23 protein-coding genes are annotated in these 22,758 nt (G+C 71.1%); 18 read left to right on the top strand and 5 right to left on the bottom strand.

Annotated features, from left to right (window positions below; all coding sequences use genetic code 11):
• Positions 1–27 precede the first annotated feature (27 nt).
• Both HNR67_RS04035 and HNR67_RS04030 read left to right on the top strand, forming a co-directional pair.
• Positions 28–1,308, top strand: a complete 1,281-nt coding sequence (locus tag HNR67_RS04035) for an MFS transporter (RefSeq protein WP_185000778.1) — start codon at positions 28–30, stop codon at positions 1,306–1,308.
• 70 nt (positions 1,309–1,378) lie between these two features.
• Positions 1,379–1,870 carry a hypothetical protein gene (locus HNR67_RS04030; protein ID WP_185000777.1) on the top strand — a complete coding sequence of 164 codons (492 nt, stop codon included), beginning with the start codon at positions 1,379–1,381 and terminating at the stop codon, positions 1,868–1,870.
• On the opposite strand, the gene HNR67_RS04025 is transcribed toward HNR67_RS04030, so the two are convergent.
• Positions 1,837–2,436 (bottom strand): VanZ family protein, encoded by a 600-nt coding sequence (locus HNR67_RS04025; protein ID WP_185000776.1) that lies wholly within the window; start codon positions 2,434–2,436, stop codon positions 1,837–1,839. The two genes, HNR67_RS04030 and HNR67_RS04025, sit on opposite strands and share 34 nt — an antisense overlap.
• A 167-nt stretch (positions 2,437–2,603) precedes the next feature.
• On the opposite strand from HNR67_RS04025, the gene purF reads away from it, so the two are divergent.
• From purF to HNR67_RS04010, 3 genes are all read left to right on the top strand, one after another.
• Entirely contained in the window at positions 2,604–4,121 is a 1,518-nt protein-coding gene (gene purF / locus HNR67_RS04020; RefSeq protein WP_185000775.1) for an amidophosphoribosyltransferase, read from the top strand.
• A gap of 40 nt (positions 4,122–4,161) precedes the next feature.
• On the top strand, positions 4,162–5,250 hold the full coding sequence (purM, locus tag HNR67_RS04015; RefSeq protein WP_312986384.1) for a phosphoribosylformylglycinamidine cyclo-ligase: 1,089 nt from the start codon (positions 4,162–4,164) through the stop codon (positions 5,248–5,250).
• 77 nt (positions 5,251–5,327) lie between these two features.
• Positions 5,328–6,095 carry a hypothetical protein gene (locus HNR67_RS04010; protein ID WP_185000773.1) on the top strand — a complete coding sequence of 256 codons (768 nt, stop codon included), beginning with the start codon at positions 5,328–5,330 and terminating at the stop codon, positions 6,093–6,095.
• On the opposite strand, the gene HNR67_RS04005 is transcribed toward HNR67_RS04010, so the two are convergent.
• Together HNR67_RS04005 and HNR67_RS04000 are read right to left on the bottom strand one after the other, a co-directional pair.
• Positions 6,092–6,769, bottom strand: a complete 678-nt coding sequence (locus HNR67_RS04005) for a response regulator (protein WP_185000772.1) — start codon at positions 6,767–6,769, stop codon at positions 6,092–6,094. The two genes, HNR67_RS04010 and HNR67_RS04005, sit on opposite strands and share 4 nt — an antisense overlap.
• Positions 6,766–8,361, bottom strand: coding sequence for a sensor histidine kinase (locus tag HNR67_RS04000; RefSeq protein ID WP_185000771.1), 1,596 nt, complete (start codon positions 8,359–8,361; stop codon positions 6,766–6,768). The genes HNR67_RS04005 and HNR67_RS04000 overlap by 4 nt, the downstream gene beginning before the upstream one ends.
• Positions 8,362–8,493: 132 nt before the next feature.
• Between HNR67_RS04000 and HNR67_RS03995 the strand changes: the two genes are divergently transcribed.
• The 5 genes from HNR67_RS03995 to HNR67_RS03975 all read left to right on the top strand — a co-directional run bounded on the left by HNR67_RS03995 (position 8,494) and on the right by HNR67_RS03975 (position 12,664).
• A complete protein-coding gene (locus HNR67_RS03995) occupies positions 8,494–9,480 on the top strand; it encodes a Bug family tripartite tricarboxylate transporter substrate binding protein (protein WP_185000770.1) in 987 nt (328 codons plus the stop codon).
• Positions 9,477–9,998: a tripartite tricarboxylate transporter TctB family protein gene (locus HNR67_RS03990; protein WP_185000769.1), complete on the top strand. Its 522-nt coding sequence runs from the start codon at positions 9,477–9,479 to the stop codon at positions 9,996–9,998. Before HNR67_RS03995 ends, HNR67_RS03990 begins: the two co-directional genes overlap by 4 nt.
• A 1-nt stretch (position 9,999) precedes the next feature.
• Positions 10,000–11,535: a tripartite tricarboxylate transporter permease gene (locus HNR67_RS03985; protein ID WP_185000768.1), complete on the top strand. Its 1,536-nt coding sequence runs from the start codon at positions 10,000–10,002 to the stop codon at positions 11,533–11,535.
• An 80-nt stretch (positions 11,536–11,615) separates the two neighbouring features.
• Positions 11,616–12,116, top strand: a complete 501-nt coding sequence (locus HNR67_RS03980) for a SigE family RNA polymerase sigma factor (protein ID WP_185000767.1) — start codon at positions 11,616–11,618, stop codon at positions 12,114–12,116.
• A complete protein-coding gene (locus tag HNR67_RS03975) occupies positions 12,113–12,664 on the top strand; it encodes a hypothetical protein (protein WP_185000766.1) in 552 nt (183 codons plus the stop codon). The genes HNR67_RS03980 and HNR67_RS03975 overlap by 4 nt, the downstream gene beginning before the upstream one ends.
• 50 nt (positions 12,665–12,714) lie before the next feature.
• Here the strand turns inward: HNR67_RS03975 and HNR67_RS03970 are convergent, their stop codons facing one another.
• The gene (locus HNR67_RS03970) at positions 12,715–14,205 is read right to left on the bottom strand and encodes a CoA-acylating methylmalonate-semialdehyde dehydrogenase (protein WP_185000765.1); all 1,491 of its coding nucleotides are present in this window, start codon (positions 14,203–14,205) and stop codon (positions 12,715–12,717) included.
• 1 nt (position 14,206) lies between these two features.
• A complete protein-coding gene (locus HNR67_RS03965) occupies positions 14,207–15,217 on the bottom strand; it encodes a LacI family DNA-binding transcriptional regulator (RefSeq protein ID WP_185000764.1) in 1,011 nt (336 codons plus the stop codon).
• Positions 15,218–15,337: 120 nt separating this feature from the next.
• On the opposite strand from HNR67_RS03965, the gene HNR67_RS03960 reads away from it, so the two are divergent.
• From HNR67_RS03960 to iolB, 8 genes are all read left to right on the top strand, one after another.
• Positions 15,338–16,348 (top strand): Gfo/Idh/MocA family protein, encoded by a 1,011-nt coding sequence (locus HNR67_RS03960; RefSeq protein WP_185000763.1) that lies wholly within the window; start codon positions 15,338–15,340, stop codon positions 16,346–16,348.
• 65 nt (positions 16,349–16,413) lie between these two features.
• Complete coding sequence (locus HNR67_RS03955) at positions 16,414–17,226, top strand: TIM barrel protein (protein ID WP_185010108.1); 813 nt, start codon at positions 16,414–16,416, stop codon at positions 17,224–17,226.
• Positions 17,227–17,243: 17 nt separating this feature from the next.
• Positions 17,244–18,224, top strand: coding sequence for a sugar ABC transporter substrate-binding protein (locus HNR67_RS03950; RefSeq protein ID WP_185000762.1), 981 nt, complete (start codon positions 17,244–17,246; stop codon positions 18,222–18,224).
• Between the two features lies 1 nt (position 18,225).
• The gene (locus tag HNR67_RS03945; RefSeq protein WP_185000761.1) at positions 18,226–19,266 is read left to right on the top strand and encodes an ABC transporter permease; all 1,041 of its coding nucleotides are present in this window, start codon (positions 18,226–18,228) and stop codon (positions 19,264–19,266) included.
• Positions 19,263–20,045 (top strand): ATP-binding cassette domain-containing protein, encoded by a 783-nt coding sequence (locus tag HNR67_RS03940; protein ID WP_185000760.1) that lies wholly within the window; start codon positions 19,263–19,265, stop codon positions 20,043–20,045. The genes HNR67_RS03945 and HNR67_RS03940 overlap by 4 nt, the downstream gene beginning before the upstream one ends.
• A complete protein-coding gene (iolC, locus tag HNR67_RS03935) occupies positions 20,042–20,983 on the top strand; it encodes a 5-dehydro-2-deoxygluconokinase (protein WP_185000759.1) in 942 nt (313 codons plus the stop codon). The genes HNR67_RS03940 and iolC overlap by 4 nt, the downstream gene beginning before the upstream one ends.
• Positions 20,980–21,867: a Cgl0159 family (beta/alpha)8-fold protein gene (locus tag HNR67_RS03930; RefSeq protein ID WP_312986380.1), complete on the top strand. Its 888-nt coding sequence runs from the start codon at positions 20,980–20,982 to the stop codon at positions 21,865–21,867. The genes iolC and HNR67_RS03930 overlap by 4 nt, the downstream gene beginning before the upstream one ends.
• Complete coding sequence (gene iolB / locus HNR67_RS03925; protein WP_312986379.1) at positions 21,864–22,754, top strand: 5-deoxy-glucuronate isomerase; 891 nt, start codon at positions 21,864–21,866, stop codon at positions 22,752–22,754. The genes HNR67_RS03930 and iolB overlap by 4 nt, the downstream gene beginning before the upstream one ends.
• The last annotated feature ends 4 nt before the right edge of the window (positions 22,755–22,758 follow it).

Below are 22,758 nucleotides of genomic sequence, written 5' to 3'. Positions count from 1 at the left end.
CCCGAACGCTCCGGCAGAGTGCTCGGCATGGCGGAGACAGCGCAGCGCGACCGGCCCACCTTCGCCCGGCTGGCGGTGGCCTGCGGGGTCGGCAGCTCACTGGAGTTCTACGACTTCCTGATCTACGGCACCGCCTCCGCACTGGTCTTCGGCCGGTTGTTCTTCCCGCAGAGCGAGCCGTGGACGGCCACCCTGCTGGCCTTCTCCACCTTCGCGGTCGGCTTCCTGATGCGGCCGATCGGCTCGATCATCTTCGGGCACTTCGGCGATCGGCTCGGCCGCCGCCGGATGCTGGTGATCAGCCTGTCCCTGATGGGTGTGTCCACCGCGCTGATGGGTCTGCTGCCCACCTACGCCGCGATCGGCATCGCCGCGCCACTGTTGTTGCTGTCACTGCGGATCGTGCACGGCCTCTCCGTCGGCGGCGAGACCGCGGGCGCCACCCTGCTGGCCGTCGAACACGCCCCGGCTGGCAAGCGCGGGCTCTACGGCAGCCTGGTCACCATCGGCTCGCCACTGGGCGCCTTCCTGGCCAACGGCGCGTTCGCGCTGGTCCTGCTGCTGCCCGAGGCCGATCTCTACGACTGGGGCTGGCGGATCCCGTTCCTGGCAGGCATCGCGGTGGTGCTGGTCGGCCTGTTCGCCCGGCGCAACGTGGCCGAGACCCCCGAGTTCGAGCGGATCGCCAAGACCGCGCGCACCGGGCGGGCGCCGCTGATCGCGGTGCTGCGCGAGCACAAACGCCTGGTGCTGCTCACCGCAGGGGTCAACCTGGGCTTCAACGCGTTCATGTTCATCGTGGTCACCTTCCTGCTCGCCTACGGCAGCCAGGCGGTGGGCATTCCCCGGTCGGTGCTGCTCTACGGCTCGATGGCGGGCAGCATCGCCCAGGTCGCCGGGATCGTGTACTTCTGCCGCCTCACCGACCGGATCGGCCGCAAGCCGGTGCTGATGGCGGGCGCGATCTTCTGCACGGTGTGGGGTTTCCCGCTCTTCGCCCTGGTCGACTCGGGCAGCCCGGCGCTCGCGGTGCTCGGCATCGTGCTCGCCTTCGGCGGCTCGGCGGCCATCTTCGGCCCGATGCTGGCCTACTTCTCCGAGCTGTTCGGCCCGGAACTGCGCTACACCGGCGTCGGCTTCGGCTATCAGATCGGCGCGGTGCTCGGCGGCGGCCTGTCCCCGCTGATCGCCGGCAGCCTGGTGACCGCGGCAGGCGGGTCCTCCTGGCTGGTCGCCACCTACATGTCCGCGGCCGGGCTGATCAGCCTGCTGTGCCTGCTCGGGCTGCCGGAAACTGTCCGTAAGTAACCACTCACCCGATTCGGCACCCCCGTTTCGGTTATCGCCTGATTAGAGCAGCATATGCAGTATTGAGGGCATGATCGGTTATCGCCGCCCGGTTCTCCTCGTCCTTGTTTCCGCGCTCGCACTGCTGCTTTTCGGCAGCGTTTCCCAGGCGGCCCCGGCCGTCCAGGAGTCCTGTTCCGACCCGTTCAGCGACCGTAATGCGGATGCGGGCTTCGACGGCCGCATCTGCCTGACCCCCGCCGTGGAGGGTGAGCTGAAGGTGGTGGTCCGAGGGGACTGCAGGTGGAACTACCACTTCTTCTGGGGTAAGCCGCCGTCGAAATGCCGCACCTCGCAGGCCCGCTACTCGCTGACCGAACCGGCGGGCACGAAGTCGAATGACGACATGTCCACGATGGAGTCGGTCAGCGGCAACGTGCAGGCGACTGGAAAATCATTCAAGTGCGCCGAGGGCAGCTATAAGGTCGAGCTTTACTACAAGATCGAGATGATGGGCTGGTCCGGAAACTGGTCCCGGCAGATCGAACATCAGCGCACGGTGGACATCAAGGCCGCGTGCTGACCGGCTGAGCCCGGCGGGGTGGCGTTCCGGAGCCTGCCGCCACCCCGCCGACCCGCCACCGCCCAGCCGACCAGGGCCGCGAGCACCCCGCCGAGACCGTTGTTGATCATGTCCTGGGTCTCGCAGGCGCCCAGCCCGGTCATGCCCTGGTACAGCTCGATGCCCACCGCCAGCGCCACGCTCAGCAACGCCACCGGCAGGAACCGGCGCACCGCGATCGCGCCGAAGAAGGCGAACGGCATCAACAGCACGAAGTTCAGCCGCTGCCAGGACCCGGCCAGCGAGAACTCGTTCTGGATGCACTCCGCCCAGGCCTGACCCAGCGAGGCTGCCTCCCCGCCCTGCCTGCCCACCCGCACCAGCGTCACCGCGAGCACCCCGCCGAGTGAGCCCAGTGACAGCCCGGTGAACAGCGCCCGCCAGCCGAACAACCGGCCGATCAGCAGTCCGATCAGACCGAGCACCAGCCCGGCGCCGACCGCGTAGGCCAGCACCTCCGGCCGGGCGAAGATCCGCTCGGCCAGGTTCAGATCCCGGTCCAATCGGCCGTTCAGCAACTCCAGCACGAGCACCCACCTCGCCTCTTTTTTGGCTCTCGTCTGTTCAGCAGACGCGCGAGTGGGGTCCGGAGTTGGCCCGAACGAGAGCCGCGTCACCGGCCAGAAGGGGCAGAAGCACTACTCCGGGGCACTTACACTTAGGCGAGTCTGATCCCGTCCCGAGGGAGTTCTCGGTGGTCATCGACCCCAGCCAGACCGATCGCGACCAGGACGACACCCCCCGCGAGGAATGCGGTGTATTCGGTGTCTGGGCCCCCGGCGAGGAGGTGGCCAAGCTCACCTTCTACGGCTTGTACGCCCTCCAGCACCGCGGCCAGGAAGCGGCGGGCATCTCCGTCGGCGACGGACACCAGGTGGTGGTGTTCAAGGATCTGGGGCTGGTAAGCCAGGTCTTCGACGAGCAGGTCCTGTCCTCGCTGCGCGGCCACGTCGCCGTCGGCCACTGCCGGTACTCCACCACCGGCTCCACCACCTGGGAGAACGCCCAGCCCACCTTCCGCAACACCGTCACCGGCAGCGCCCTGTCGCTTGGCCACAACGGCAACCTGGTGAACACCGCCGAGTTGATGAGCCGGGCCAAGGAAGCAGGCGTCGCCACCGCGGGCGCCACCACCGACTCCGACCTGGTCTGCGGGCTGCTCGCCGCGGCAGCGGCCGACCTCGGGTTCGAGCAGGCCGCGATGGAACTGCTGCCCACCCTGCGTGGCGCGTTCTGCCTGGTCTTCTCGGATGAGTCCACCCTCTACGCCGCGCGTGACCCGCAGGGCGTGCACCCGCTGGTGCTCGGCCGGCTGGAGCGCGGCTGGGTGGTCGCCAGCGAGACCGCCGCACTCGACATCACCGGCGCCTCCTTCGTGCGCGAGGTCGAGCCCGGCGAGCTGATCGCCATCGACGAGAACGGCCTGCGGTCCTCCCGCTTCGCCAACCCCGAGCCCAAGGGCTGCGTGTTCGAGTACGTCTACCTGGCCCGCCCGGACACCTCCATCGCAGGTCGCGGCGTGCACGCGGCCAGGGTGGACATCGGCCGCAGGCTGGCCGCGGAGTTCCCGGTCGAGGCCGACCTGGTCATCCCGGTGCCGGAATCGGGCACCCCGGCCGCCATCGGCTACGCCCAGGCATCCGGCATCCCCTACGGCTCCGGCCTGGTCAAGAACGCCTACGTGGGCCGGACCTTCATCCAGCCCTCGCAGACCATCCGCCAGCTGGGCATCCGGCTCAAGCTGAACCCGCTGCGCGATGTGATCAGGGGCAAGCGGCTGGTCGTGGTGGACGACTCGATCGTGCGCGGCAACACCCAGCGTGCCCTGGTCCGGATGCTGCGTGAGGCAGGCGCGGTCGAGGTGCACGTGCGGATCGCCTCGCCGCCGGTGCGCTGGCCCTGCTTCTACGGCATCGACTTCGCCTCCCGCGCGGAGCTGATCGCCAACGGCCTGGACATGGACGGCGTGCGCCGTTCGGTCGGCGCCGACTCGCTCGGCTACGTCTCCCTCGAGGCGCTGATCGCGGCCACCGAGCAGCCCAAGACCCGGCTCTGCTCGGCCTGCTTCGACGGCGAGTACCCGATCGCGCTGCCGGATGACCTCAAGATCGGCAAGCACCTGCTGGAGAACATCGAGAAGGGTGTGGCCGGTCCGGCCGAGCCCGTCCTGCCCAGCGGGTACGGTGCCGAAGACGCCGTTCGGCGTCCCTGACCTGGCTAGACAATTGATCTCGGATGGAGCTGGACGAGCAGTGACCGCGCACGCCGAAAGCGGGAAGGCCACCTACGCGGCCGCCGGAGTCGACATCGCCGCAGGTGACGAGGCTGTGGAGCAGCTCAAGCCGTGGGCGGAGAAGGCCACCCGCCCCGAGGTGCTCGGCGGCATCGGCGGTTTCGCCGGGCTGTTCAAGCTCAAGCTGGACCGGTGGAAGGAGCCGGTGCTCGCCTCCTCCACCGACGGCGTCGGCACCAAGCTCGCCGTGGCCCAGGCCCTGGACAAGCACGACACCGTGGGCATCGACCTGGTCGCCATGGTCGTGGACGACCTGGTCGTCTGCGGTGCCGAGCCGCTGTTCCTGCAGGACTACATCGCCGTCGGCAAGGTGGTGCCGGAGCGGATCGCCGCGCTGGTCAAGGGCATCGCCGAGGGCTGCACGCAGGCGGGTTGCGCCCTGCTGGGCGGCGAGACCGCCGAGCACCCCGGCCTGATGGACCCCGGGCACTACGACATGTCCGCCACCGGCGTCGGCGTGGTCGAGGCGGACAAGCTGCTCGGCCCGGACCGGGTCCGCCCCGGCGACGTGCTGATCGCGATGGGCGCCTCCGGCCTGCACTCCAACGGCTACTCGCTGGCCAGGCACGTGCTGCTGGAGATCGGCCGGATGCCGCTGGAGGGGCACGTCGAGGAGTTCGGCCGCACCCTGGGCGAGGAGATGCTCGAGCCCACCCGGATCTACGCCAAGGACTGCCTGGCGCTGGCCGCCGAGGCCGATGTCCGGACCTTCGCGCACGTCACCGGCGGTGGCCTGGCAGGCAACCTGGGCCGGGTCATCCCCAAGGGCCTCATCGCCGACCTGGACCGCGGCAGCTGGACGCCCGCGCCGGTGTTCGCGCTGATCGCCCAGCGCGGCCGGGTGGAGAAGCCGGAGATGGAGAAGACCTTCAACATGGGTGTCGGCATGGTCGCCGTGGTCGCGCCGGAGGAGGCCGACCGCGCACTGGCCGTGCTGACCGCCCGGCACGTGCCGGCCTGGGTGCTCGGCGAGGTCCGCAAGAGCACCGAGCCGGGCGAGAAGCCCGAGGACCGGGCCGTGCTGCGCGGGGATCACCCGCGGTTCTGATTCCCACGATCGGGTTGCCCTGACAACCTTCCGCGCTGTTTCGCCGTAGTAGCGGTGAGTGCGGAAGGAGGTCAGCGGTGCCAGGCGGGGAGCTACGCGCGAGCGAGTTGCGGTCAGTGCTGGCCGTCGACCCGCCGCCACCCACGGTGAGCTGCGCCGATGTCATGCGGGACGGCCGCAGGGTGGTGCGCAGGCGGCGGTTCGGGGTGGCCATCGTGCTGGCCGCGGTGCTCTCCGTGCTCACGGTCGGCACGATCGTGCTGTTGCCGGCCGCCGCGGTCGAACCGGCCGGGGTCAGCAGCTCGCCGGTGCCGCCGGTCACCTCATCGCCCCCGGGCACCACCGCACCGCCCTCGGTCGCCCCCACCCCGACCAACGGCCGCAGCATCGAGGACAAACCGCTGTTCCCGCCGATGACCACGAAGGACGTCGAGCGGTACAGCGTGCTGCTGGCCAAACAGCAGTGGCTGCCCCAGGGCTACTCCGCGGTCGCCGACAGCGGCGCCAAACCCGGTCAGTTCCAGCTGGTCGAGGACTTCCTCCGGCTCGGCGTCCGGCTGACCGACCGGCAGGGCCGCACCGGCCTGCTGGTGCTCACCGTGCGCTCGCCCACCGGGCACCCGGTCTACTGCCGGGACACCGACGGGTGCCGGGCCGAATCCCTGCGCAGCGGCAAGACCAGGTACTCCTGGGTGAAGCTGACCGACGCGATCACCGCCGAACGCGAGGTGCTGGTCACCACCCAGACCGGGCTGCAGGTCGGCGCGGTGGTCACCGACAACAGCGCCTGGCCGATCCTCTCCGGCAGTGAGATCGCCGAGCTGGTCACCAACCTGGCCAATTAGTCGACCCAGCGGTACAGGCGTTCCGGCCGACCGGTGCTGCCGTAGCGCAACCGCACCTCGGCCCGGCCCGCGCTGACGAAATGCTCCAGGTAGCGGCGGGCGCTGACCCTGGACAGGTTGGTCTCGCCCGCGCACTCGGTGGCCGACACATCGGACTCGGCCGCGCGCAGCACCTCCTCGACCAGCTTGGCGGTCTGCGGGGTCAGGCCCTTGGGCATGGTCGGGGCCGCGGTCGGGCGGGCGCCGAAGACCTGGTCCAGCACGGCCTGGTCCACCGAACCGGTCAGCCGGGAGCGGACCTCGGCGAAGTGCGCGAGCTGATCACGCAGGGCCGCGTACTCGAACGGCTTGATCAGGTAGTGCAGCACCCCGCCACGCACCGCCGCGCGCACCGTCTCCACGTCCCGCGCCGCGCTCACCACGATCACGTCGGTGTGCCCGGCCTGCTCACCGGCCGCCCCGGCCCGCAGTTCGCGCAGCACGTGCACGCCGTCGGCATCGGGCAGGTAGATGTCCAGCAGCACCAGGTCCGGCCGGAGTTCGCGCACCGAGCGGATGGCCTCGGCCGCGGTGTGCGCCACCCCGACCACCTCGAAACCCGGGGTGCGCGCGACGTAACCGCTGTGCACCTTGGCCACCATGAAATCGTCGTCGACCACCAGCACCCTGATCACCGGCTCACCTCCGGCGGGCGGGTGCCCAGGGCCGCGGTGGCCCGGCCCAGGGTGGCGGTGAACACCGCGCCGCCCTCGTTGCGCACCGAGACCGAGCCGCCCCGGCGCACGCAGATCTGCCTGGTCAGCGCCAGTCCGATACCGCGCTGCCCGCCCTGGGTGGCCACCTTGGTGGTGAACCCGTGCTCGAAGACCTCCTCGGCCAGCTCCGGCGCGATGCCCGGCCCGGAATCCCGCACCCGCACCAGCACCTGCTCCGCCGACCCGGCGATGTGCACCTCGACCCACTGCCCGGCCCCGGCGGGCAACGCGTCCAGCGCGTTGTCCACCAGGTTGCCCACCACCGTCACCAGGTCCTGGGACAGCGCCTCGTCAACTCTGTCCACAATGGACTCCTCGGACAGTTTGATGCCCACCGCGCGCTCCGCGGCCAGGCTGGCCTTGGCGATCAGCAACGCGGCCAGCGCGGGATCGGCGATCCGCGCGGTCACCGCGCGGCTCCAGTCCGCGTGCGCCCGGTTGGCGCGGGTGACGTAGCGGACCACCTCGTCGTACTCGCCCAGCTCGATCAGCCCGGCAATGGTGTGCAGCTCGTTGCGGAACTCGTGCGCCTGCGCCCGCAGGGTGTCCGTGGCATGCCGGTTGACGTCGAGTTCCTGTTGCAGCGCAACGAGTTCGGTCCGGTCCCGGAGGGTCACCACGGCGCCGATCTGCTGTCCGTGCAGCCCGATCGGCATCCGGTTCATCACCAGCACCCGCCCACTGCGCAGCACCACCTGGTTGGGCCCGCTGGCCCGCCCGGTGAGCACATCCCGCAGCCGCTCGTTGGCATCGGCCAGCTCGTCCACCTGGGTGCCGATCGCGTCCGGCAGCGCGAGCAGCTCCCTGGCCGAGGTGTTCATCAGGGTGATCCGGTGCTGCTGGTCCAGCCCGAGCACGCCCTCCCGGATGCCGTGCAGCATCGCCTCCCGGTGCTCCACCAGCCCGGTGATCTCCCTGGGCTCCAGCCCCAGCGTCTGCCGCTTCACCCAGCGGGCGGCCAGCAGCGAGCCGATCAGGCCGATCCCGGTGCCCAGCCCGAGGTGGATCAGCAGGTCGCCGGGTGAGCTGATCAGCGACTCCCACAGCCCCGGCTCGTCCTGGCCCGCGCTGACGACGCCGACCAGCCTGCCCTCGTCGGAGAACACCGGCACCTGCGCCACTACCTGCTCGCCCAGCACCCCGTCCCAGCTCCGCCCGGTGGCCACCTGGGGCAGGCCGACCGCGAGCTGCTCGTTCACCCGCCGGGGGTCGGTGGCGGTGCGGATCCGCAGGTCGGTGGTGGCGATGCTGATCGAGCTGTTCCCGGCCTGGCCGCGGGCGGTCTCGGCGAAGATCACCAGCCGGTGGTACTGCCCGTCGGCCAGCGCGTCCTGCACCCCGTCGGTGGCGGCCACCTGCTCGGCGACCAGCAGCATCCGGCGGCCCTGGGTCTCCCGGAAGTTCGCGGTGGACTGGCTCAGCGTGGACGCGGTCACCGCGCCCAGCAGCGCCAGCACGACCAGGAACTGCAACGCGAAGAGCTGCCGCGCCAGCGACCCACGCACACCCACGCCGCGCACCTCCTCGTGCCTCTATCGCGTGAACACAACGACCACAACGAACGCTGCGGACGCAAGAACACGGTTTTCAGCGTAAGTGGTCACTATGGCTTAGCTCACTGCGAGACGAGGAGGCGAGGATCGATGCCGATCCGCAACTGGCTGGCGGGGCTGGCCGCGGTGGCCGCGACGCTGGTCGTGCCACCGCTGTTCACCTCCGGCGCCGGCGGCGACGCCACCGGTCCGCTGCGGGGCCTGCGGCTGCTGGTGCCCAACGCGCCCGGCGGCGGCTACGACGTCACCGCGCGCACCGCGGCCAAGGCCATGGACGAGGTCGAGCTGACCCGCAACGCCGAGGTGTTCAACCTGCCCGGCGCGGGTGGCACGGTCGGTCTCGGCCGCACCGTGGCCGAGACCGGCAACCAGCGCCTGGTGATGTCCATGGGCCTGGGCGTGGTGGGCAGCGTGTTCACCAACAAGTCGCCGAACTCCCTGGCCGAGACCACCCCGATCGCCAAGCTGACCGAGGAACCCGACATCGTCGTGGTCGGCAAGAACTCCCCGTACCGCACCATCGGCGACCTGGTCGCGGCCTGGAAGGCCAACCCAGGCGCGGTCACCGTCGGCGGCGGCTCCAGCCCCGGCGGCCCGGACCACCTGGCCCCCATGCTGATGGCCAAGGCCGTCGGCCTGGAACCCAAACGGGTCAGCTACATCCCCTACGACGGCGGCGGCGAACTGCTCTCCTCGGTGCTCGGCGGCAAGATCCACTTCGGGGTTTCCGGCGTCGGCGAGTACGTGGACCAGGTCAAGGCCGGTGAGCTGCGGGTGCTCGCGGTCACCGGGGCGAACCGAATCAAGGACATCGACGCGCCAACCCTGTCCGAGGCAGGCGTGCCGGTGACCTTCACCAACTGGCGCGGCATGGTCGCCCCGCCCGGCCTCTCCGACGCCGAGCGCACCCGGCTGGTCGAGCTGTTCCAGAAGCTGCACGACTCCCCGCAGTGGCAGGAGGCGGTCAAGCGCAACGGCTGGACCGACGCCTTCCTGCCGGGGGCGAAGTTCGGCGAGTTCCTGGCCGCGGAGAGCAAGCGGGTGGCCGATGTGCTGAAGGAGTTGGGTCTCGCGTGAGTGAGCAGGTGCAGGGGCGCTCGGCGCTGGCCTGGCTGAAGGAACGGTCCGAACTCGGCATCTGCGTGCTGCTGCTGGCCCTGGGCGTGCTCGTCCTGGTCGACGCGATCCGCATCCCGGCCAACTTCGCCCAGCGCGGCCCGGTCGGCCCGGAACTGGTGCCCTACCTGGTCGGCGGCGCTCTGGTGCTGGTGGCCGGGCTGCTGGCCAGGGACGTGCTGCGGGGTGGCCGCGGTGAGGCCGAGGCCGGTGAGGACGTCGATCTGGACGCGCCGGCGGACTGGCGGGTGGTGGCCCAGCTCGCGGCGGCCTTCCTGGCCAACGTGGTGCTGATCAACCTGGTCGGCTTCCCGCTGTCGGGCATGGTGCTGTTCTGGGGCGCGGCCTACGCGCTGGGCAGCCGGAATTACGTGCGCGATCCGCTGGTCGCGGCCGGGCTGTCCATCGCGACCTACCTGGTGTTCAACTCCCTGCTCGGCGTGTCACTGCCGGGTGGGCCGCTGACTGGGGTGCTCTGACATGGACGCGCTGGCCCATCTGATCGACGGTTTCGGCACCGCGCTGACCCCGATGAACCTGCTGTACGCGGTGATCGGCGTGCTGCTGGGCACCGCGATCGGCGTGCTGCCCGGCATCGGCCCGGCGATGGCGGTGGCCCTGCTGCTGCCGGTGACCTACGGCCTGGACCCGACCGGCGCGTTCATCATGTTCGCCGGCATCTACTACGGCGGCATGTACGGCGGCTCCACCACCTCGATCCTGCTCAACACGCCGGGGGAGACCGCGGCCGTGGTGACCGCGATCGAGGGAAACCCGATGGCGCGCAACGGTCGTGGCTCCCAGGCGCTGGCCGCCGCGGCCATCGGGCACTTCATCGGCGGCATCGTCGGCACCATGTTCCTGGTGCTGCTGGCGCCGCTGGTGGCCAGCCTGGCGGTGGACATCGGCGCGCCGGACTACTTCGCGGTCATGGTGCTGGCCTTCATCGCGGTCACCTCGATCCTGGGCAAGTCCCGGATCCGCGGTTTCGCCTCGCTGCTCATCGGGTTGTCCATCGGGCTGGTCGGCCTGGACGAGATGACCGGGCAGCAACGGCTCACCTTCGGGTTGCTGCACCTCAACGACGGCATCGAGGTGGTGGTGGTCGCGGTCGGCCTGTTCGCCATCGGCGAGTCGCTGTGGGTGGCCGCGCACATGCGCAGCAAACCCGCCCTGCCGATCCCGGTCGGACGGCCCTGGCTGGGCAAGGAGGACGTGCGCCGGTCCTGGAAGCCGTGGCTGCGCGGGCCGCTGATCGGGTTCCCCTTCGGCGCGATCCCGGCCGGTGGCGCGGAGATCCCGACCTTCCTCTCCTATGCCGCGGAGCGGAGGCTGTCCAAGCACAAGGACGAGTGGGGCAAGGGCGCGATCGAGGGCGTGGCCGGACCGGAGGCCACCGCGAGTGCCTCCGCCGCGGGCACGCTGACCTCGATGCTCACCCTCGGCCTGCCCACCACGGCCACCGCCGCGGTGATGCTGGCCGCCTTCCAGCAGTACGGCATCCAGCCGGGGCCGCTGCTGTTCCAGCGGGAGTCCACGCTGGTCTGGGCGCTGATCGCGAGCCTGTTCATCGGCAGTGTGCTGCTGCTGGTGCTGAACCTGCCGCTGGCCCCGATCTGGGCCAAGCTGCTGCGCATCCCTCGGCCGTACCTGTACGCGGGCATCCTGTTCTTCGCCAGCGTCGGCGCCTACGCGGTCAGCGGCGACGTGCTGGACCTGGTGGTCCTGTTCATCATCGGCCTGCTCGGCTTCGCCATGCGGCGCTACGGCCTGCCGGTGCTGCCCGCGGTGCTCGGCGTCATCCTCGGCCCGGCCGCCGAACTGCAGATGCGCCGGGCCCTGCAGCTCAGTGACGGCGACGTCACCGGGCTGGTCAACACCCCCTTCTCCATCACCGTCTACCTGGTGGTGGCCGCGATCCTGTTCGCTCCGCTGGTGGGCGCGCTGCTCCGGAAGCGCCGTCGCCCCTCCCACGACCAGCGGGAACAGTCCGATCGCGATTCGGTTGGCGTTTAGTCCCCCAGCTAAATCGCCGATCGAGGCAACCTCCCTCCCGGTCCACCTCGTACACAGGGGTAGACCGGGAGGAGGTCCCCTTGGCGGATCGCAACGCCGAGTTCGTCGAATTCGTCCGCGCCCGCGGACCGGCCCTGCGCCGGACCGCGTTCCTGCTGTGCGGCGACTGGCACCGTGCCGAGGACCTGACCCAGACCGCGCTGATCAAGCTGTACAAGGCGTGGCGGCGGGTCGAGCTGCACGGGGCCGTGGAGGCCTACGCGCGGCAGGTCCTGGTGCGCACCGCGATCGACGAGTCCCGCCGGTTCTGGCGGCGGGAGAAGGTCACCGCCGAACTGCCGGACCTCCCCATCCCCGAATCGGGCGCCGACGACGCGCTGGATGTCCGGCGGGCGCTGGCCGCGCTGCCGAAACGCCAGCGTGCCGTGGTGGTGCTGCGATTCTGGGAGGACCTCCCGGTGCAGGAGGTGGCTCGGCTCCTCGGCTGTTCCGAGGGGACCGTGAAGAGTCAGTCGGCCAAGGGTTTGGCCGCGCTCCGAAAGTCGTTATCCGGCTATCTCGTGCTGGAGGCAGGGCGATGAGCCATCACGAACTGTCCGAACTGGAATGTGCCGAGGCCCGCACACTGCTGGCCAGGGCACTGGGAGAGGAACCAATCATGACCAAGGAGCCAGAGACCGTGCTGGCCTCGGCCAAGCGCAGCCTGCTGCGGGGCCGGGTGCTGCTCACCACCGGCGTGATGGCCGGGGTGCTGACGGTGGGCTTCGGCGCCACCGCGCTGGCCGGCGGCTTCGGCGGCGGGGAGAACGTGCAGCCCGCCAGTGTCACCGATTCCGTGCAGCGCCCGGAGCCGACGCCGTCCTGCGATCGGCCCGGCTCGATGCTCGAGCCCATGCCGAGCGCCTGCCCGACCGTGCCACCGCCGCCGGGCACCACCCGCCCGACCTCGCTGCTCGTCCCGACCAGCCCGCCCCCGCCGGGGACCACCCGCCCGACCTCGCTCATCACGAGCCCGCCGCCGCCGGGCACCACCCGGCCGACCTCGCTCATCACCAGTCCGCCGCCGCCGGGCACCACGGTCGTCACCCCGCCGCCCTCGGCCACCACCCGGTCCGCCACCGGCAAGTGAGGTGACGGCCCGTTTCCCCTGGCGCGCAAGGGGAAACGGGTCAACCAGCCTCAGCCGTGAGTGGGGAAACCCAGATCGATCCCGGACTCCCTCGGCCACCGTGCGGTGACCGCCTTGAGCCGGGTGTAGAACTTCACCCCGTCCGCCCCGTGCACGTGGGTGTCCCCGAACAGCGAGTCCTTCCAGCCCCCGAAGCTGTAGTAGGCCATCGGCACCGGGATCGGCACGTTGATGCCGACCATGCCCACCTGCACCCGCCGCTGGTACTCCCGCGCGGCCAGGCCGTCCGCGGTGAACACGGCGGTCCCGTTGCCGTACTGGTTGGCGTTGACCAGTTCCACCGCCGCCTCGAAGGTGGGCACCCGCACCACCGAGAGCACCGGCCCGAAGATCTCGTCGGTGTAGATCGACATCTCCGCGTCCACCCGGTCGAACAGCGTTGGCGCCAGCCAGAACCCGTCCTCGTGACCGGCCGGGGCGAACCCGCGCCCGTCCACCACCAGCTCGGCGCCCTGCTCGACCCCGGCGTCCACATAGGACTGCACCCGGTCCCGGTGCACCCCGGTGACCAGCGGCCCCATCTGCGACTTCGGGTCCGTGCCCGGTCCGGTGACCAGTCCGGCCATCCGCCCGGCGATCGCGGGCACGAGGCGGTCGCCCACGTCGCCGACCGCGACCACCACCGAGATCGCCATGCACCGCTCACCGGCCGAGCCGAACCCGGCGTTGATCGCGGCGTCCGCGGCCACGTCCAGGTCGGCGTCCGGCAGCACCACCATGTGGTTCTTCGCCCCGCCCAGTGCCTGCACCCGCTTGCCACTGGCGGTGCCGCGGGCGTACACGTGCCGGGCGATCGGGGTCGAGCCCACGAAGGACACCGCGGCCACGTCCGGGTGGTCCAGCAGCGCGTTCACCGCGGTCGCGTCGCCCTGCAGCACGTTGAGCACCCCGTCGGGCAGGCCCGCTTCGGTGAACAGCTCGGCCAGCCGCACCGCCGCGGACGGGTCCCGCTCGGACGGCTTGAGCACGAAGGCGTTCCCGCAGGCCACCGCCATCGGGAACATCCACATCGGCACCATCACCGGGAAGTTGAACGGGGTGATCCCGGCGACCACGCCCAGCGGGTAGCGCGCCGAGTAGGCGTCCACCCCCCGGCTGACCTGCTCGGAATGGTCGCCCTTGAGCAGCTGCGGGATGCCGCAGGCGAACTCGACCACCTCCAGTCCGCGCTGCACCTCACCGGCGGCGTCGGAAAGGACCTTGCCGTGCTCGGCGGTGATCAGCGCGGCCAGCTCGTCCCGGTGCCGGTGCACCAGCTCGCGGAAGCCGAACAGCACCCGGGACCGCGCGGCCAGCGAGGACTCGCCCCACTGTGCCGCCGCCTTGACCGCCGAGGCGACCACGGTGTCCACATCGGACTGATCGGCCAGCACCACCTCGCGAGCCACCTGGCCGGTGGCCGGGTCGAACACCTCGCCGCGGCGGCCGGAGACGCCCTCAGCGCGGGCGCCGTCGATCCAGTGCGGGACGAGCTGGGACATGTCAGGAACCTCCTGGGGGAGAACCGGTGGTCGAGCGGATCACCAGGGCCGGGTGCAGCAGGTGCCGGACCGGGCTGGTGCGGCCGTGCCGGACCCGTTCCAGCAGGGCCTCGGCGGCCAGCCGCCCCATCTCGATCCGCGGCTGGTCCACGGTGGTGAGCGAGACGTGCCGGAGCGAGGCGAGCGCGGAGTTGTCGTAGCCGATGACCGAGACGTCCTCCGGCACCCGCAGCCCGGCCTCCTCCAGCGCGGAGACCGCGCCGATGGCGTTGTAGTCGTTGGCAGCCACGATCGCGGTGGGCAGCGGATTCCCGTTGCGGGAGCTGAGGAACTCGCGCACGGACTTGGCGCCGGCGGCGTCGGTGTACTCGCTGGGCACCACCTCGGCACTCAGCCCGTGCCGCCGCATGGCCAGCTCGTAACCCCGGCGCCGCAACGCCGACTGCGAGCCGCCGCCACCGTCGAGGTGCACGATCCGCCGGTGTCCCAACGCGACCAGGTGGTCCACCGCGAGCAGTGAGCCCACCTCGCCGTCGTCGTTCACGGTGTCCACAGTGGACAGACGGGAGGAGCGGGACACCAGGGTCACCGGCACCTGTTCGGCGGCCGCGCCGATCGCGCTCGCGCTGACCACCGGGCCGAGCAGCACCAGTCCGGCTGGCCGGAAGGAGAGCAGGCTGGTCAGCGCGCCGCGCTCGCGGGCGGCGCTGCGGCCGCCGGTGTTGATGATCAGGTCGAAGCCCTCGGCCCGCGCGGCCGCGTCCACCCCGTCCACCACCTCGGCGAAGAACGGGTTGTGCAGGTCGGAGACCATCACGCCGAGCACGGTGGAGGTGCGGCTGGCCAGTGAGCGGGCCATCGCGTGCGGGGAGTACCCGAGTTCCTCCGCCGCCTTGAGCACCGCTGTCCGCCGCTGCTCGGAGACCTTGGGTGAACCCCGCATCACCAGCGAGACCAGCGCGCGGGAGACCCCGGCCCGCGCCGCCACGTCCTCCATGGTCGGACGGCCCATTTACCCTCCCCGACGAATGTGACCCTTGACACCGGCCGGACGGACGCTACAGCATTAGCGCGCTCCAACCAATAGAGCGCTCTAACGCAAAGTAGCGTTGACCAGGACGGAGATCCCCGGATGCGGATCGGAGTAGCGGGCGTCGGGCGTATCGGCACCATGCACGCCACGAACCTTGCCACGTTGCCCTCCATCGACGAGGTCGTGCTGTTCGACCCGGTGCCCGGCCGGGCCGCGGCCTCGGCGGCCGCGCTGGGCGGCCGGGCCAAGGCGGTGGACACCCTCGACGAGCTGCTGACCGCGGCCGACGGGGTGCTGCTGGCCACCCCCACCGACACCCACCCGGAAATGCTGCGGCGGGCCATCGCCGCCGGCGTCCCCACCCTGTGCGAGAAGCCGATCGCCGGTGACCTGGACACCATGCGGGCCCTGGTCGCCGAGGTCGAGTCGGCCGGGGTGGAGGTGCTGGTCGGCTTCCAGCGCCGGTTCGACCCGGCCGTGGTCGAGTTGCACCGCCGGATCCGCTCCGGTGAGCTGGGCACCGTGTACCTGGCCAGGGCCATCGGCCACGACGCGCAGCCGCCGGACTTCGGCTACCTGCCGGCCTCCGGCGGCATCTTCCGCGACCTGCTGATCCACGACCTGGACGCGGTGCCGTGGCTGGTCGGCGAGCCGGTGGTGGAGGTCTACGCCTCCGGCTCGGTGCTGGTGCACGAGGCGTTCGCGCAGGCCGACGACGTGGACAACGCCGTGGTCACGCTGCGCTTCGCCAGTGGCGCGCACGCGGTGCTGGCCGGTGGCCGCCAGGACGCGCTCGGCTACGACCACCGGATCGAGGTGCTCGGCAGCAAGGACTCCCTGGCCGTCGGCGTCGATCCGCGCACCCCGCTGACCTCGCTGGAACCGGACGGCCCCAAGGTCGCCCCGGACGCCTACCCCGGCTTCACCGAGCGCTTCCACCGCGCCTACCTCAACGAGATGGCGGTGTTCGTGGACGTGGTCGCCGGCAAGGCGGAGAACCCTTCCCCGGCAAGGGAAAGCCTGATCAGCCTGGAACTCGCGCTGGCCTGCGAGCAGTCCCGCCGCTCCGGTCTGCCGGTGCGCCTGGCCAACGCGGCGGTGACCGCGTGAGCGCGCCGAAGCTGGCAGGCGCCCCCATTTCCTGGGGCGTGTGCGAGGTCCCCGGCTGGGGCCACATGATCGACGCGGACACCGTGCTCGGCGAGATGGCCGCACTGGGCCTGACCGCGACCGAACTCGGCCCGCCCGAGTACCTGCCCACCGACCCGGCCAAGCTGCGCGAACTGCTCGGCGGCCACGGGCTGAGCATGATCGGCGGCTTCCTCGCCGTGGTGCTGCACGACGATTCCGTCGAGCAGTCCACAGTGGCGGAGGCCGAGCGGACCGCCGCGCTGCTGGCCGCCACCGGCGCCGAGGTGCTGGTGCTGGCCGCGGCCACCGGCCTGGACGGCTACGACGAGCGCCCCGCGCTCACCGACGCCGAATGGGCCACCCTCATCCGGGTCTCCGGCCGGATCCGCGACATCGCCGCCCGGCACGGCCTGCGCACCGTGCTGCACCCGCACGTGGGCACGCACATCGAGCGCGAGGCCGAGGTGGCGCGGTTCCTGGCCGACTCCGACCTGCAACTGTGCCTGGACACCGGGCACCTGCTGATCGGCGGGACCGATCCGGTCGAACTGGCCCGCGAGCACGCGGGGCGGATCGGCCACATGCATCTCAAGGACGTCCGGGCCGAGGTGGCGGCACGGGTTCGCGACGGCGAACTCCCGTATGCCACCGCCGTCGGCCAGGGACTGTACGTGCCGCTCGGGGACGGTGACGTGGATATCGCAGGCATCGTGCGTTTCCTGCGCGATGCGGGCTACCAGGGCTGGTATGTCCTGGAGCAGGACACCGCGTTGGCCGAGGGCGACGCCGACGCGGCCGCGCGACCGAAGATGGACACCGCGCGGAGCCTTGATCATCTCCGCCCCCTGTTCGGCTGAATCTGGGAAGGACGACGATGTCCAAGTTCTCTCGCGGCGCACTCACCGCCGCGGCCGCAAGTGTTCTGCTGCTGACCGCGTGCAGCGGTCCGGCCGGTTCCAACTCCGGCGGCAACACCAACTCCGGGCAGCCCGCCGGCGGCCCGCTGCGGATCGCGGTGATCTCCCACGGCACCGCGGGCGACTCCTTCTGGAACGTGGTCAAGAACGGCGCCGAGGCCGCGGGCAAGGAACTCGCGGTCACCGTGGAGTACAACTCCGACGGCGACCCGGCCGGTCAGGCCAAGCTGATCGACAACGCGGTGGCCCAGCAGGTCGGCGGTCTGGTGGTGTCCATGGCCAACCCGGACGCGCTGCGCGACTCGATCAGCAAGGCCACCAAGGCGGGCATCCCGGTGATCACCATCAACTCCGGCGAGGGCCGCAGCACCGAGTTCGGCGCGGTCACCCACGTCGGCCAGAACGAGGGCATCGCGGGCGAGGACGCGGGCAAGCGGCTCAAGCAGGCGGGCAAGGCCAAGCTGCTCTGCGTGATCCACGAGGCCGGCAACATCGGCCTCAACCAGCGCTGCGACGGCGCCAAGCGCGGCTTCGGCAGCACGTCCAACCTGCAGGTCGACATCAGCAACCCGACCGACGCGCAGGCCAGGATCAAGGGCGCGCTGCAGTCCGATCCGGGCATCGACGCGGTGCTCACGCTGAACCCGCAGGTCGCGGCCAACACGGTGAACGCGATCAAGGAGTCGGCCAGCAAGGCCCAGGTGGCCACCTTCGACCTCAACCCGGACGTGGTGACCGCGATCAAGGCCGACCAGGTGCTCTTCGCGGTGGACCAGCAGCAGTACCTGCAGGGCTACCTGCCGGTGGTCTTCCTGAAGCTGTACCGGGACAACGCGAACACCGTCGGCGGCGGCCGCCCGGTGCTCACCGGGCCCGGCTTCGTCGACAAGTCCAATGTGGACGCGGTCGGCAAGAACGCGGAACGGGGGACCCGCTGACATGGCGACTGCCGTTGGCAGCCTTGACGAACGAGTGGCCCGCAAGGGCCTGCTGGACCGGCTGGTGGCCCGGCCGGAGCTGGGTTCGGTGCTCGGCGCGCTGGCCGTGCTGTTCTTCTTCTCGGTGCTCACCGAACGGTTCCTGACCCCGCTCGGCGTGGCCACCTGGCTGGACGACTCGGCCACCCTAGGCATCATGGCGGTCGCGGTGGCGCTGCTGATGATCGGCGGCGAGTTCGACCTCTCCGCAGGCGTGCTGACCGCCTCCACCGCGCTGGTCACCGCGATCCTGGCCACCAAACTCGGCTGGAACACCTGGCTGGCCATCCTGGCCTCGCTGGTGTTCGCGCTGGCGGTCGGCGCGCTCAACGGCTGGCTGGTGATGCGCACCGGCCTGCCCAGCTTCATCGTCACCCTGGGCACCTTCCTGGCCCTGCAGGGGCTCAACCTGGGCATCACCCGGCTGGTCACCGGCACCGTGCAGGTCTCCGGCATGCGTGCCGCCGACGGCTACGCCGGCGCCGGATTCCTGTTCGCCTCCACCATCGACATCGGCGGCACCACCTTCCAGATCTCCATCATCTGGTGGCTGCTGGCCGCCGCGGCCGCCAGCTGGCTGTTGCTGCGCACCAGGTTCGGCAACTGGATCTTCGCCGTCGGCGGGGCCGCGCCGAGTGCCCGCGCGGTCGGCGTGCCGGTCATGCGCACCAAGATCCTGCTGTTCATGACCACCGCCTTCGCCGCCTGGCTGGTCGGCACCATCAACATCCTGCGCTTCACCACCGTGCAGGCCAACCAGGGCATCGGCCTGGAGTTCCAGTTCATCATCGCCGCGGTGATCGGCGGCTGCCTGCTCACCGGCGGCTACGGCTCGGCCATCGGCGCCGCGATCGGCGCGCTGATCTTCGGCATGGCCAGGCAGGGCATCGTCTTCGCCCGCTGGGACAGCGACTGGTTCCAGCTCTTCCTCGGCGTGATGCTGCTGGCCGCGGTGCTGGTCAACAACACCTTCCGGCGGCGCGCGGAAAGGGTCCGGAAATGAGCACACCACTGCTTGAGGTCCGCGACGTCGGCAAGCGCTTCGGCAGCGTGATCGCGCTGCAGGAGGTCTCCACCGTGGTCAACGCGGGCGAGGTCACCTGCGTGCTGGGCGACAACGGCGCCGGCAAGTCCACGCTGATCAAGATCCTGGCCGGCGCGCACCAGCACGACGAGGGCGAGTTCCTGCTCGACGGGGTCGCCACCAAACTCGCCTCACCGCGGGAGGCGCTGGACCGGGGCATCGCCACGGTGTTCCAGGACCTGTCCGTGGTGCCGCTGATGTCGGTGTGGCGCAACTTCTTCCTCGGCTCCGAGCCCACCACCGGCTGGGGCCCGCTACGCCGCCTGGACCGCCGCGCCGCCCGGGAGACCACCCGGAAAGCCCTGGCGGACATGGGCATCGACCTGCGTGACGTGGAACAGCCGGTGGGCACCCTCTCCGGCGGCGAGCGGCAGTGCGTGGCCATCGCCCGCGCGGTGCACTTCGGCGCCAAGGTGCTCATCCTGGACGAGCCGACCGCCGCGCTCGGCGTGAAGCAGGCCGGGGTGGTGCTCAAGTACGTGGCCCAGGCCAGGGATCGCGGCCTCGGGGTCGTGCTGATCACGCACAACCCGCACCACGCCTACCCGGTGGCCGACCGGTTCCTGCTGCTCAAGCGTGGCCGCAGCCTGGGCTGCTTCGACAAGCCGGACATCACCCTGGCCGAGCTGACCAGGCAGATGGCAGGCGGCGCCGAACTGGAGGCGCTGGAACACGAGTTGCGCGGGGCGGTGTCGTGACCGGGCTGGAGATCCTCACCGTCGGCCGGGTCGGCGTCGACCTGTACCCCGAGCAGTCCGGCGTGCCGCTCGCGCAGGTGCGGACCTTCGCCAAGTCCCTCGGTGGCACGGCGACCAACGTCGCGGTGGCGGCGGCCCGGCTGGGCCGCCGCACCGCGGTGCTCACCAAGGTCGGCCCGGACGGCTTCGGCGACTACGTCCGGCAGGCCCTCACCGGCTTCGGCGTGTCCCCGGATCACGTTGGCACCGCGGCGGATCTGCTCACCCCGGTGGTCTTCTGCGCGCTGGACCCGCCGGAGGACCCGCCGCTGCTGTTCTACCGGCTGCCCACCGCCCCCGATCTCACCCTCACCGCCGAGGACGTGCCGTGGGAGGTGGTCGAGCAGGTCCCGCTGCTGTGGGTCACCGGCACCGGCGTGTGCGTCGAACCCGCCCGGAGCACCCAGCGGGCCATGCTGGAACGCCGTGGCCGTCGCGCGCACACCGTGCTGGACCTGGATTACCGGCCGATGTTCTGGTCCGATGTGGACAGTGCGCGGCGGGAGATCGGCTGGATGCTGGACCACGTCACGGTCGCGGTCGGCAACCGCACCGAGGTCGAGGTGGCCGTTGGCACCGCCGACCCGGACGAGGCCGCCGCCCGGCTGCTCGACCGCGGCCTGTCCCTGGCCCTGGTCAAGAAGGGCGCCGAGGGCGTTCTCGTTGCCACCCAAGAGGGTTCCTGGACCGTGCCGCCGTGTCCGGTCGAGGTGGTCTGCGGCCTGGGCGCCGGCGATGCCTTCGGCGGCGCGCTGGCGCACGGCCTGCTCGCGGGCTGGGAACCGGTGCGCATCGCCGAGTACGCCAACGCCGCCGGTGCGCTGGTCGCCTCCCGGCTGGCCTGCGCGGACGCCATGCCCACCCCGGCCGAGATCAACGAGCTGCTGGAGCGAGTGTGATCACCGATCAGCGCTGGGCCGACCTGCTGCGCACCAGGGCCACCGACCCCGGCGTCATCGGCCGCGCCTACGCCGCCCGGCGCAGGCGGAACCTGTTCGCGGACAAGGACACCCTGTTCCTGGTCGCCGCCGACCACCCGGCCCGCGGCGCGCTCGGCGTCGGCGCGGACCCGCTGGCCATGGCCGACCGGCGCGGCCTGCTGGAGCGGCTGCTCGTGGCGCTGGCCAACCCCGAGGTGGACGGCGTGCTCGGCACGCCCGACGTCATCGAGGAACTGCTGCTGCTGGACGGCTTGCACGAGCGGGTGGTCATCGGCTCGATGAACCGGGGCGGCCTGGCAGGCGCCTGCTGGGAGATCGACGACCGCTTCACCGGGTACGACGCACAGTCCATTGTGGACTATGGTCTGGACGGCGGGAAGATGTTGCTGCGCCTGGTCGACGACGACCCCGGCACCATCCCCACCCTGGAGGCCTGCGCGAACGCGGTGTCCCAGCTGGCCGGGCACGGCCTGATGGCCATGGTCGAACCCCTGCCCTACCAACGCCTCGACGGCAAACTGGTGCTCCAGCAGGACACCGCCGCGCTCTCCCGCGCGGTCACCATCGCCGCCGGTCTGGGCGTCACCTCCGCGTACACCTGGCTCAAACTGCCCGTGCCGCCAAGTGCGGCCGTGCTGGACGCGACCACGCTTCCGATCCTGCTGCTCGGTGGCGTCCCCTCCGGAAACCCGGACACCGACCTCGAAAAATGGGGCCCGCCACTGCGGCATCCGGCGGTGCGTGGCCTGGTCGTCGGCCGCACCCTGCTCTACCCACCGGACAACGACGTGGCCACCGCGGTGGCCAAGGCCGCCCAGCTGCTCAAGGAGATCCCGGCGTGAACCTGCACCGCCCACTGGGCACGCTCAGCGACGGCGCCGACCCGATCCACCTCACCCCGGCCGAGGCGGGCTGGACCTACACCGGCCTGCGCGTGCTCACCCTCGCCCCCGGTGTCCCCCGGGTGATCGAGACCGGCGAGTTCGAGGCGTTCGTGCTGCCGCTGTCCGGTGGCTGCGTGGTCGAGGCCGACGGTGCGCGCTTCGAGCTGACCGGCCGCGACTCGGTGTTCACCAGGGTCACCGATTTCGCCTACGTGCCAAGGGATGCCACCGTCACCCTGACCTCGGCCGCCGGTGCCGAGATCGCGCTGCCGATGGCCCGCTGCACCCGCCGCCTCACCCCGAAGTACGGCCCGGCCGAGGGCATCCCGGCCGAGACCAGGGGCGCGGGCAACGCGAGCCGCCAGGTCACCAGCTTCGGCGTGCCCGGCGTGTGGGAGCACGCGGACAAGCTCAACGCCTGCGAGCTGATCACCCCGGACGGCAACTGGTCCTCCTACCCGCCGCACAAGCACGACGAGGCCAGTGACTGCGAGGTGGTCAACGAGGAGATCTACTACTTCCGCATCGCCGCCCGCGACCAGATCACCCCCTCCCGCGAGGGCTTCGGCTTCCACCGCACCTACACCGCCGACGGCGGGATCGACGAGGACGTGACCGTCCGCGACGGCGACGTCTTCCTGGTGCCGCGCGGTTATCACGGCCCGTGCGTGGCCGCCCCCGGCTACCCGATGTACTACCTGAACGTGCTGGCCGGACCGGCCGAAGAGCGTTCGATGGCCTTCTGCGACGACCCGGCGCACACCTGGATCAGGGACTCCTGGGCCGATCAGCAGACCGATCCGCGCTGCCCCGTGACCACCGCCGACGGCCGCACCGACCGCTGAGGAG

Origin of the sequence: Crossiella cryophila (assembly GCF_014204915.1) — a bacterium.
GTDB lineage: Bacteria > Actinomycetota > Actinomycetes > Mycobacteriales > Pseudonocardiaceae > Crossiella > Crossiella cryophila.
Note: the sequence above shows the minus strand (reverse complement) of the source record. Positions and strands in the feature narration are given on the sequence as shown.

Bases quoted from the DNA above. Each gene is read 5' to 3' on its own strand.
- HNR67_RS03955 (WP_185010108.1), top strand. From the start codon at position 16,414: ATGATCGACGCGGACACCGTGCTCGGCGAGATGGCCGCACTGGGCCTG.
- HNR67_RS04030 (WP_185000777.1), top strand. From the start codon at position 1,379: ATGATCGGTTATCGCCGCCCGGTTCTCCTCGTCCTTGTTTCCGCGCTC.
- HNR67_RS03950 (WP_185000762.1), top strand. From the start codon at position 17,244: ATGTCCAAGTTCTCTCGCGGCGCACTCACCGCCGCGGCCGCAAGTGTT.
- HNR67_RS03945 (WP_185000761.1), top strand. From the start codon at position 18,226: ATGGCGACTGCCGTTGGCAGCCTTGACGAACGAGTGGCCCGCAAGGGC.
- HNR67_RS03975 (WP_185000766.1), top strand. From the start codon at position 12,113: ATGAGCCATCACGAACTGTCCGAACTGGAATGTGCCGAGGCCCGCACA.
- HNR67_RS04035 (WP_185000778.1), top strand. From the start codon at position 28: ATGGCGGAGACAGCGCAGCGCGACCGGCCCACCTTCGCCCGGCTGGCG.
- HNR67_RS03985 (WP_185000768.1), top strand. From the start codon at position 10,000: ATGGACGCGCTGGCCCATCTGATCGACGGTTTCGGCACCGCGCTGACC.
- HNR67_RS03995 (WP_185000770.1), top strand. From the start codon at position 8,494: ATGCCGATCCGCAACTGGCTGGCGGGGCTGGCCGCGGTGGCCGCGACG.
- HNR67_RS03940 (WP_185000760.1), top strand. From the start codon at position 19,263: ATGAGCACACCACTGCTTGAGGTCCGCGACGTCGGCAAGCGCTTCGGC.
- HNR67_RS03960 (WP_185000763.1), top strand. From the start codon at position 15,338: ATGCGGATCGGAGTAGCGGGCGTCGGGCGTATCGGCACCATGCACGCC.
- HNR67_RS03965 (WP_185000764.1), bottom strand. From the start codon at position 15,217: ATGGGCCGTCCGACCATGGAGGACGTGGCGGCGCGGGCCGGGGTCTCC.
- HNR67_RS03970 (WP_185000765.1), bottom strand. From the start codon at position 14,205: ATGTCCCAGCTCGTCCCGCACTGGATCGACGGCGCCCGCGCTGAGGGC.